This window comes from Sorangium aterium, assembly GCF_028368935.1.
In the GTDB taxonomy this organism is placed as follows: domain Bacteria; phylum Myxococcota_A; class Polyangia; order Polyangiales; family Polyangiaceae; genus Sorangium; species Sorangium atrum.
Genome location: NZ_JAQNDK010000001.1, coordinates 3007641 through 3017578, shown reverse-complemented (window position 1 = coordinate 3017578; position 9938 = coordinate 3007641). Strand labels below are relative to the sequence as shown.

Genomic DNA, 9938 nt, shown 5'->3' with positions numbered 1-9938 from the left:
CTGAGTTCGACGGCCGCTCGATCGCGAGCGGCGCGTTCTCTGGGCCGAGCGCGACCAGCACGCAGTGCGGAACGGGGCACTCCGGGGGTTCGGTCTTGATGTCACCGCGAGGCTCGGCGACATGCAGCGCGCGTTCCGGCGCCAGGCGACGACTGAACGCTCGCTCCCTGATCAGGGACGCGATCGCGTGTGGATCGAGCGGCGGACCGCTGCGCGCTCCCAACGCTCCTGCGCTGCGATGGCGTCGTCGGCGGCTCGGACGCCGTCGACGAAGAGCGCCGCGTCCGCTGGATGGTTCAGGTCGAGGCCGAGCCGGAGCAGCACCGCTCGGTCGCGTGGTGGCACCATGCGGAGGATCTCGGCGGCAGAGCGGCGCACGGAGGACATGGGGGGAAAGTAGCAGCCCGGGGGCAGCGGCGGGGAGCCCCGCGAACGAGACGGCGCTGTTTCCTTCCTGTTCGACCGCCTGGAGGCTCGAAAGCGCGGCGAGGGTGCCGCGTCGACGAGGATCCGGTCCCTGTTTCCAGTCCTCCCGGAGCAGGGGCCCGTGGCTCAACGAAGTGTCACCGCAGCTCCCGGTCAGAAGTGTACCAGGGCTCCGCTCGTACACCTGGGCGGCCTCGGCGTCCTCCTGCGCAGCCCCGGCGCTCCTGCTGCGCGGTCCCGGCGGCCCTCCTGCGCGGCCTCGGCGTCCTCCTGCGCAGCCCCCGTGATCCTCCAGCGCACCCATTCGAGTGTCCTATCGTACAATCGTGTGGCTCCTGCGCGGCCCCGGCAACCCTCCTGCGCGGCCACTTTGGTGTCCTATCGTACGATCACGTGGCTCCTGCGTAGCCCCGGCGCCCTCCTGCGCGCCCAGTTGGTGCCCTGCGTTACCATGGCTCGACGCCTGCGCGTGGCCGTCGGCGCTGCTGCGCAGCCTCGGCGTCCGCTTGCGCGGCGCCTCTGTCTCCTTGCGATCTTACGCTTGCGAGCTTGCGACGAAAGCGTCGGTATCGTGCTCTCCGGTGACCCGAAGCCTCGGCGGCGCCGATTTCCTCATTGAGCGACCGCGCCTCTGCTCGGAGGGGCGCTGACCTCGACAAGGAGACATCTCATCGCCATGGCACCGAAGGCAACCACCGCAGCTTCATCCAGGACCAAGAACGCCCAGAACACGCGCGCTTCGAGCGACGCCGGAGGCGCGCACCGCTCGTCGGGCGGTGCGCCCGAGTTCACGCTGAGCGCCGAGCGAGAGGCCGAGCTGCTCCGAGAAGCCGAGTCGCTCGGCGATAACGCCTCACTCTTTCCAGGCAAGCTCGCTCGACGCGTCATCTGGGCGAGCCGCATTCAGCTCGCCGCCGAGCGCGACGCGGCGGATCTCGTGCGCACTCCGTTCGCCGAGGACGAGCCCCAGCTTACGCGAGAGGAGATCCGCGGGCTTCGTGAAAAGATCGAGCTCCTGCGCGTCGTGCAATCGCGCTGGCAAGCGGCGCAGCAGCGCCAGGAGCGGGCCGTCACGGCCTTTCAGAAGCCGGCCGCCGAGGCCGCCCAGATCAAGCAATCGCTCCTCCGCTTCTTCGATCTCCGCTTCAAGAAGAGCCCCGAAGGTCAAAAGCGGCTCATGGCGATCCGGGCGGGCAGCGGCGACGCGGACCTGGTCCAGGACGCCTCCGATCTCCTCTTGCTCTGCTCCGAGCACGCGGAGGCCGTTCAAAAGGCGCCTCGCGGCGAGGCTGCCGCGGCGGATCGCCTCCGCGAGCTCTCGCCGGTGCTCGCGCGCATGCTCGCCGACAAGACGCTCTCTCTCGAGGCGGTGCGCTCGCGCAAGCTCCGCGACGCCGCGTACACCCTCGTCGTGAACGCCGAGCGGAGGCTGCGCGCCGCCGCGGAGTACTGGTACGCGGGCACCGACAAGATGAAGGACTATGCGCCGTTCCCCGTCTCCCGCGGCGCCTACGGCGGAGGAGAAGAGGAGGGAGAGGACGGCGGCGAGCCGGAGGAGGCCGAGCCGGAAGACGGCGAGTCGGAGGCGGGCGAGTCGGGAGACGACGAGCCGGGCGATGATGGGCAATCGCCCTGAGCTCGCGCATCACGATCGCCAGCGCCCTCAGCCGCGCCGTCGTCCTCGGGGATCACGTTGCGGCTCATGTCGTGCAGAAGGCGATCGGCAGTCGCGCAGCGCACCGAGGGCGTTTGTTCGTCGCTTGTAGAGCGTAGAGAGAGGTAGCCCCGCGTCTTCTGCCACCTGGGCCATCGGGATCCCATCCAGATCGTGTGCCCTGAGAACAAAGCGCAGCTGCGGGTCAAGCTCGTTCACCGCGTCGACGGCTCCCGTTCTGATGCTGTCCGCTTCCATCGCAGCAAAGGCATCCGGCGCTGGATCGGGCAGATCGATCAAATCGACGAGCTCCTCCCTGCGGTACTGCATACGCTCGCGATAGTGCGAGGCAACGTGTACCGTGATCGCGTTCAACCAGCGTTCAGGCCTGCCGCGCTTCGGATCGAACCTGGGCCAGCTCTCCCAGGCGTCGAGCCAGACTTGGCCTGCGACGTCGGTACGATGGCACAGTGGGACCCCCAGCCTCCGCAGCCAGCGCAGCACGGCGCGTACGACAGCCGGGCAAAACAGGCGCGCGCACGCGGCGGCGCGCTCGTCTTCATTCGACAGGTGACCCATGGCTTCACCCCCTCCCGCGGGCAATCGCCCGTAATCTGATGATGCCGCGTCTCCGCACACATGCGGCACCGGCTCGCCATCCGGTCGCACTCTGGAACCTTGAGCCGGCGCAGCCTGTCCCTGAGCACGGAACTGTGTTGCACGATGGCTCGAATAAAACGCGCACCTCGTGTCGCACACCCACGTCCTCCAAATGCGATGCACGGCTTCGCTCACCCATGGCTTCCTACTCCCGGGAGTGTCGTGTTCAGCGGAGAGCGCTCTGCCTCCTCCCAATCCACCTGCATCACTGCCCGCTGGCTGTCGGAGGGACGCCGACGACTCAGCGAACTTGCGTTAGGAGCGCTTCACGCTCCGCGGCGAGCTGCCCTTGCGGGAATTCCCGTGCATGTGTCTCAAGCAAGCGGCGCGCCTCTGCCTCTGCGACCGCGTTATGCTCCTCGACGGCCCTTCGGGCCTCGTCGATGAGGCTCTGCTCGCGCTCGCTGACGGCTGGGACCACGGCGCGGACGGGGAGCGAGGTACGACGAACCGGCGCACCTGACGGAGCGGGCCCCCGTGCATCTCGGTCCTGCACCGGCTGCGTGATCTCCTGGACGGTCGGCGCGGTCGGCGCGGCGGCCGCGCGCGTGGGAAGTTGGAGGGGCGGCTGCGCGATCTCCTCCACCGCAAGTGCGGGCGCAGGAGTGCGCACCACCGCCGCTCGCAACCACGACTCCGGGCTGAGCGAGTCCGGCAACGTCGCGACGACGGCGCCGGTCAGCACGACGACCGTTCCCTGCACCAGGATCTTGATGCTCAGGCGGCCTAGCTTGCTCAGCCACCCCTCGCGGTCCCGCAGATCGAAGGCGAACGGGACGCATGCAGCGTCGTCCCATCCGCGCGAGCGTTGCCGCGCCCTCCGGCGTTTCACCGCCGCCTCGAGGTCCTCGAGCGCTCGGAGGTAGTGTGTACTCACCGTCTTCGGGTTGAGCCCCAGCTCGGAGGCGATCTCGATGAGCGGCACCTCGTCGAGCCTGTGTTTGATCAAGACGTCGCGGTACTTGGGGTCGACCTGGTTGATCAGGTCGCGCAGGAGCGCCTCCCGCTGCTGCCTGCGGAGCATCTCTTCCGGGGTCGGGCACTCCGCCTGAGGCTCGTGATCGTCGAACGAGGTCAGGACCTCCCCCCGACGGCGTGCGTTCCGGACGTGGTTCCGCGCCTGGTTCCGGACGATGGCGGCACCGTAGGCCGCCCGAGCCTCCCCGAGCTCGATTCGCTGATTCGCTTCCAGCTCCCGCAGCAAGGCGTCCTGCGCGAGGTCCTCCGCGTCTCGCGCAGGGACACCGAAACGCCGCGCGAGGCGCCGGAAGAACTCGAAGCCGGTAGGGGTGCTGCCTGGCTCGCCCATAACCGGTAAAACACCTGAGCCGTCTGGAGGGCTTCAAGAAAATGCAGGGCGGCTCCAGCATTGGTCGGATGGAGTGCGACATGTGGGCGCGGGTCCTGAGACAGCATAGGCGGGGATAGCCGCATTCCCCGAACGGGCGGGATTTTCTCATCGGAACGTTCAGGTCATGCCACTTTCAGCGCCGTTGACGCGCCACGGCTGGCGTAAGTACCGTCCGTGCATGCGTTTTGTCGCGCAATCGCTCTGGGTATCCTTGATGCTTGGCGTCGTGGTCGGCACTACGCATCCGGTCCATGCGGAGGACCGGAATTCGGCCCCCGCACGAAGCGACGATTCGATCGTAAAGGACCATCTTCGCCGCGCCCGGCGAGCTCGGGCATCGGGAAAGTGGACCGAGGCACACGCCGCCTACAAGGCGGCCTTCGAGGCGATCGACTCGACATCTGTGACAGTGCGAGAATCCGCTGAGGTCGCTGGAGAGCTGGGCCTTTGCGAGCTCAAGTTACGCAAGTTTCGTGACGCAGCGGAGCACCTGGCTTGGAGCCTTGAGCGGCGCAAGGCGCTTTCTCCTGAGCAGCAAAAGGGATTCGCGGACGGGCTGGCCAAGGCCGTTCCGTTCGTCGCGACGCTCTATCTGTCGGTGGATCCGCCGGATGCCGAGGTGCTCATCGACGGCAAGCCCATCGGCTTACCCAGGCGGACCTACAGACTGTTCTTCGAGCCTGGCAAGCACATGGTGCGGGCCCGAGCACCGGGCCGCGAGGAAGGCTCCCAGACGCTGGACGCGCAGCCAGCGACCGAGCCGATCATGACGATCCAGTTGCCACGCGCGGCCGAGAGCAGCGCCAAGGACAACGTGCCCGCGGTGCCCAAGGCGCTGAGCGCATCGCCCCCTGCGCGCCCGCAGGCTCCCGGGCAGCCAGCGTCGTGGCCGACGACACTGCGCATCGCGGGGATCGCCGTCACGACGGCCACCCTGTCCGCGGGCAGCCTGCTCATGATCAGGGCCACGAATCTCGACGGCGATCTGAGCGAACGGCGCGACGGGCTCAACGGCGGTGCGACGGCGAGCGGGTCCAGGTGCTGGCAAGCGGCGGACCGCCCGGCGTGCGCTGACCTGCTCCGCCTCCGAGACGAGCGCAACCTGTCTGCGGGCGTGGGCACGGCCATGCTCATCGCCGGCGGTGTGATCGGGGCAGCGACCGCCGCGTCCTTCTTCACGGACTTCTCCTTCCTGGGCCTCACGCCGGCGCAGGATCGGATCCACGCCTCGCCCGTGGCGACCGGGCGAGAGATCGGCGTGATGATCGAGGGGCTGTGGTGAGGACATCGGGGGCCGAGCAGATGCGTTCGAAGGAAGGCCGGCGCGTGGCGAGGTCGGTCGTCGCTGTCGCGATCTTCATGTGCGGCGCGAGCATGCTGACGGGGTGCCCGTACTCCGACCCTTGCTGGGAGGTCGAGGCGTGCGAACCCGATCCGGTGCCTCCGCCCGGTCCGTGCGAGGGAGCGCCTGGTACAGCGCCCGCGCTGGATGAATGCGGGGTGTTCGTCAGCGAGCAAGGCGACGACAACAGCCCCGGAACGAAGGGCGCGCCGGTGAGGACGTTGCAACATGCGATCGGGCTCGCCGCGCATGGGCGAGGCGACGGCGAGGAAGCGACCCGGCGCGTGTACGCGTGCGGCGGGGAGTTCGCGGAGACGATCACGCTGCCCTCGGGGGTCGACCTCTGGGGCGGGCGTCGGTGTGACGGCGGGGATTGGTCGTACGAGGGGTCGTTCGGCGGGCCGGATCACCCGACGATCATCGCGCCGCCGGGGGGGATCCCGCTGAGGGTCCTCGGGGTGGAGGATGCGGAGCCTGCGGGGGACGACACGACGTCGGTGATTGCCGGCGTGCGCGTCGTGGCGGCGGACGCATCGGCGCCGGATGGAAAGTCGTCGATCGCGGTAATATTGAGCACGGGGGCCACGGCGATCGTGCAGGACAGCGTGATCGTCGCGGGCAACGGCAAGGATGGGGAGCCGGGCGGGGACGCAGACACCGAGCGGGCCAACGACGGCCTTGAGGGCAACGACGGGGTGTCTGCCTGCACTGCGGACTCCCCGACTGGCGCCCTTCCGGTGGTCACCGTGTGCGACGATGGCACCGAGTCCATCGGTGGATATGGTGGCGACGGCGGGCTCGAATCGGGGAGCGACGGGGCCTCGGGAATGCCGACACCCGCGCAGATTTCTGAGCGCGATGGCCACGCGGGGCTCGGCGCGGACCTCATGCGATGCAGCGAAGGGGGCGATGGCGCAGACGGTCCCGACGCCGGTCGCGCGGACGGCGCGGTAGGCGTGGGCCACCTTGGCAAGGACGGATGGATCGGCGTCCGGGGCGAGCACGGGAAGCCGGGCGGCACCGGCCAGGGGGGCGGCGGCGGTGGCGGCAGCAAGTCGCGTGGGGAGATGGTCGCGTGCCGAGCTGGGCTGCCCCAGGGGGGCGCCGCCGGCGGCTCGGGAGGGAGCGGCGGCTGTGGCGGTCGGGGCGGCTATGGCGGCGGCTATGGCGGGGCGGCCATCGGCATTGTCGTGCTGGACGGCGCGGAGCTGACGATTGGGGCCAGCGACGTGATCACGGGCAAAGGCGGCGAGGGCGGGGTGGGCGGGACGGGCCAACCGGGGGGGTTCGGTTGGTCTGGTGGTCATGGGGGCGGGACTTCTGACGCTCGCATGTGGACGGGGTGCCCTGGCGGTTGGGGAGGCAACGGCGGTCGTGGAGGTGATGCCGGCGGCGGGCTCGGAGGCGCATCCGTCGGTATTGCCTACGTCGTGCCCAACTTCGCCATTCGACCCGGAACCAACATTGTTGCCGGACCCGCCGGTAATGGTGGCATCGCGGGGAACGCCGGCCCGGGGGACCAGGTGGGCAAAGGGGAGGACGGCCCGTGGGGGGAGCTCTATCATTTCGGTGCGGCAAGCGAGCCGCCCCATTGACTCGCGCTTCGCGAGACGCTGCCAGCGAGGGATGCCGATGCGCCTGAATTCCGCGATCCTCTTGGTCCCTCTTCTGCCGCTCGCCGCGGCCGGCTGCGGCACGGCGCCGGGGGTGAACGACCCTGACGGCGCGCCGCCGTGCGGCGGTCCGTCGACGTGTGCGGGTGATCCGATCCCCGATTCGGTCTGCCTGGAGCATCTCGCGGCGGGGCGGGCGATCGACGGCTGCGGCGTGTTCGTCAACGATCCGGTTCTCGGCGGTGACGACGCGAATCCCGGCACGAAGGACAGGCCGGTGACTACCCTGCCGCGCGCCATCGAGCTAGCGCGCACCGGGCGCGGTCGGGTGTTCCTCACCCGCAATGCTTTCGTGGAGTCCATCACGCTGCCCTCCGGGATGGATCTCTATGGAGGCTTCGACTTCTTGGAATGGGAACGGCCGCCCGAGATTTCAGATCCGGTGTACGGCACGGCCAAGCTCGTTGGGCCCGTTGGGCACACCCCGCTGACCATCGAGCCGGCGCGGGCCGGCGACACGGGGGCTGCGGACGGGGTCTCGATCATCGATCACATGTTCATCCGCAGTCCAAGGCATATCGGGGTGATCGTTCGGTCGGGCGCCGCGGTGGAGATCATCGGAAGCTCGATCGAAACCGAGCAGGGACTGAGGGGCTACCATGGGGAGAAATGGCCGGGCCGTGCAGCGACGGGGCCGGACGGGCAGTATGGGGAAGACGCGTGCTCCGCAGCGACGGTTCCGGGTGGGGCTCCGCCGGTGAACTCCTGCGAGGGAGGGCTCCCGAGCGCCGGTGGCAAGGGAGGCGACGGGCTCTCGGACGGCGCTAGAGATGGGGCGGACGGCGAGCCCGTACCCCAGCCGAACCCCAACTACGATGGGGAAGGAGGACGTGGCAATCGGGCAGACGGTGGTTGTAGCAACGGCGTCGCCGGGAAGAGCGGTATGTGGGGTGTCGCCGGTGCACCCGGCACGGGCCGCGGGCGAATCGATGAGACCGGATGGCACCCCGACAGGGCCGGCGACGGCGCCCGGGGGATGCCGGGCCAAGGCGGCGGCGGGGGCGGCGGCCGCAGGGGCGGGCTCGCTGTGTGCGACGCGGCCTCCAAGGGGGGCGCCGGCGGCGGCTCCGGAGGCGCGGGCGGCTGCGGGGGGCGGGGCGGCCGAGGGGGCGAGAACGGCCAACCGAGCATCGCGATGGTGGCGCTCCACGCCAAGGTGACGGTGCGCGATAGCATCATCACCGCCCGCGACGGGGGCAAAGGCGGCGACGGCGGGGAGCCGGAGGAAGGCGGCTATGGCGGCCGAGGCGCACCAGGAGGCGCCGTGGGGGACGGCACGTGGTCCTGCGAGGGGGGCAGCGGCGGCCTCGGAGGCGAGGGCGGCTACGGCGGCCCCGGGCGCGGCGGCGACTCAATCGGCATCGCCTACCTCGACGAGGACCAGCTCACCCTGGAGGGGGTCACCTTCGAGCTGGGACTGCCGGGCGTGGGCGGCACCAGCTGGAACCACGATGGCACCACGACGATGGGGCCGAGCGGCGAGGCCCACCAAACGCTTCGGTTTCCTGAATAGCCGAAGTCACGTCACGGGAGAACGGCACGGACCTCCACGATGGCTACCACGGTTGCAGGAAGGCAGGCAGCGAAGCGAACGGCCGTGACGCCAAGAAACCATAGTAGGAGGGGACATGCCCGGACGGCCCTCCCGCTCACCTCTTGGCGATCTCGGCGGCTTTTCTGCTGATCGGGGCGCCTTCCAGCAGTCGTGCTACGACGAAGCTATGGGCTCCGAGTTCACGGGCCAACTCGCCAGGAAGCTCCACGCCCAGGCGACCATGGCGGCCGGCGGCTCGCCTTCACCGTCCCACGAGGCGACCAGCGCTTCGAGCTCGCGCGTAGCAGCTTCGAACTCGCGCTTGGCAGCGATGCCCCATGAAGTCTTCGGCGGCTCAAGGAGCACGCGAATCTTCGCGAGCTTATCTGTTAACTCGTCCTTGCGAAGGACTCCATCCGTCTCCACCACGCAGTAGCAAGAACCGCTCTGCAACTCTGGCATCAGGGGCCACAAGATGCCGTAGAGCGCCGTGAGCACCGTGAGCACCGCGATGAACGGCTGTGTCAGGTTGCTCGCTTCGACCTGGACGCCCGGTGCCGGCTCATCAGACGGCGATGGTTCCACCCACCTGTGATAGTCCGTGAACAGGCAGTCGTAGAGTCTAACCTCCCCGGGCAGACGCACGCTCGTCATCACCTCCGGCACGAGCACGGTCCCGATCTCCGGCGGCATGCGTTCGCAACCGAAGGTCGCTTCGATGTCGCCGGAAATCCACTCCGCGCATCGCTGCTCATCGGGCAACAGATCGAAGGCGGCATATTCCCTCCCGATGATGGCAAACTTTTGCCCATCGTCCGGGCGAGCGACGAACCTCGGATCGAAAGGGCTGCGCGGAACTATGAAATGTAGTCCTAAAAACTTGACCGAGAACGAGTCCCTCGTTCGCTTCACGATATCGATCGTGCGTTCGCTATGGACGATGTAGTAAGGAACCAGAAAGCTCACATGGAACCACAGCGTTCGACCCGTGGACTCCGGCATGTCGATCGAAAAAGAGTAACAGGCGTCGCAGCCTCCGGCGGGGAGATGCAGCGAATGGTTCATGAACCTACCAGGGAATCCGTCTTGGATGCGACGCAGCAGGTCGTGCCATCGGTCGACCTTCGATGCCTGGATCCGCGCGCGCACGAGCCGGTCGTGCTCCTCGGTCTCCGCGTATTGCTGGACGTCGATATCGCCGTCATCCAAAATCCCGACTCCACGGGGATAGTATCGATAGACGATATCGATCAGCTCATCAATGCTGTGGTTCATAGATGCACAATCCTCGGACCGAC

The 9938-nt window shown here is 68.5% G+C and carries 8 protein-coding genes; 4 read left to right on the top strand and 4 right to left on the bottom strand.

Features of this window, described 5'->3' with window-relative positions:
• Positions 1-171: 171 nt before the first annotated feature.
• Positions 172-387, bottom strand: a complete 216-nt coding sequence (locus POL72_RS11080; RefSeq protein WP_272095069.1) for a hypothetical protein — start codon at positions 385-387, stop codon at positions 172-174.
• Positions 388-1102: 715 nt separating this feature from the next.
• Here POL72_RS11080 and POL72_RS11075 point away from each other — a divergent pair.
• Positions 1103-2062 carry an ATPase gene (locus POL72_RS11075; protein WP_272095068.1) on the top strand — a complete coding sequence of 320 codons (960 nt, stop codon included), beginning with the start codon at positions 1103-1105 and terminating at the stop codon, positions 2060-2062.
• A 27-nt stretch (positions 2063-2089) separates the two neighbouring features.
• Here POL72_RS11075 and POL72_RS11070 read toward each other — a convergent pair whose 3' ends face one another.
• Together POL72_RS11070 and POL72_RS11065 are read right to left on the bottom strand one after the other, a co-directional pair.
• Positions 2090-2659: a sigma-70 family RNA polymerase sigma factor gene (locus tag POL72_RS11070; RefSeq protein ID WP_272095067.1), complete on the bottom strand. Its 570-nt coding sequence runs from the start codon at positions 2657-2659 to the stop codon at positions 2090-2092.
• Positions 2660-2981: 322 nt separating this feature from the next.
• Positions 2982-4049, bottom strand: a complete 1068-nt coding sequence (locus tag POL72_RS11065; RefSeq protein WP_272095066.1) for an RNA polymerase sigma factor — start codon at positions 4047-4049, stop codon at positions 2982-2984.
• Between the two features lie 220 nt (positions 4050-4269).
• On the opposite strand from POL72_RS11065, the gene POL72_RS11060 reads away from it, so the two are divergent.
• From POL72_RS11060 to POL72_RS11050, 3 genes are read left to right on the top strand one after another with little or no spacing between them, the layout of a single operon-like run.
• A complete protein-coding gene (locus tag POL72_RS11060) occupies positions 4270-5373 on the top strand; it encodes a peptidase associated/transthyretin-like domain-containing protein (protein ID WP_272095065.1) in 1104 nt (367 codons plus the stop codon).
• 20 nt (positions 5374-5393) lie between these two features.
• Entirely contained in the window at positions 5394-7028 is a 1635-nt protein-coding gene (locus POL72_RS11055) for a hypothetical protein (protein WP_272095933.1), read from the top strand.
• Between the two features lie 37 nt (positions 7029-7065).
• Complete coding sequence (locus tag POL72_RS11050) at positions 7066-8619, top strand: hypothetical protein (RefSeq protein ID WP_272095064.1); 1554 nt, start codon at positions 7066-7068, stop codon at positions 8617-8619.
• Positions 8620-8814: 195 nt separating this feature from the next.
• Here POL72_RS11050 and POL72_RS11045 read toward each other — a convergent pair whose 3' ends face one another.
• Positions 8815-9915: a hypothetical protein gene (locus tag POL72_RS11045; protein ID WP_272095063.1), complete on the bottom strand. Its 1101-nt coding sequence runs from the start codon at positions 9913-9915 to the stop codon at positions 8815-8817.
• Between the last annotated feature and the right edge of the window lie 23 nt (positions 9916-9938).